Genomic DNA, 536 nt, shown 5'->3' with positions numbered 1-536 from the left:
CCAGCCCATTCCAGCCAGCGAGACAATAACCTTTGCGTGGCAGAAAAACAACGCGCCGGTCCTGCTCGATTTCAAAGAAGAACGCGCTCATATCCAGAATGTTTCGGTAAATGGGCGTACCATTCCGGTTGTGATCGAGAGCGAACATCTGCTGATTTCTACTGCTTTTCTGAAGGCGGGCCGGAACGTGATCGCCATTCAGTTTACGGCGGGAAATTTATCCCTGAATCGCAACGACGAGTATGTCTACACGCTGCTCGTACCCGACCGCGCCCGAACTGTTTTCCCCTGCTTCGACCAGCCTGATCTGAAAGCTTCGTTTCACCTCTCGCTTACGGTTCCGGCTCACTGGCAGGCAATGGCCAATGCTCCACGGCTGGACTCCACTATAGCGGGCAGCCGCAAAACGATCAACTTCCAGCCGTCGGCTGTTATTCCAACCTACTTGTTTTCCTTCGTAGCGGGCAAGTTTACCGCCGTCTCCCGAACCATGCAGGGGCGACCCATGACTCTCCTGCACCGGGAAACCGACACCA

Annotated in this window: 1 pseudogene; it reads left to right on the top strand. The window is 55.0% G+C overall.

Features of this window, described 5'->3' with window-relative positions:
• Window positions 1-130: 130 nt before the first annotated feature.
• Window positions 131-536: pseudogene (locus ACFP1K_RS41250) on the top strand (hypothetical protein); the annotation flags it as partial.

This window comes from Sphaerisporangium aureirubrum, from assembly GCF_042658925.1.
Classification (GTDB): Bacteria; Actinomycetota; Actinomycetes; order Streptosporangiales; family Streptosporangiaceae; genus Sphaerisporangium; species Sphaerisporangium aureirubrum.
The sequence above is the reverse complement of the archived record's forward strand: the minus strand, read 5'-3'. Positions and strand labels throughout refer to the sequence as shown.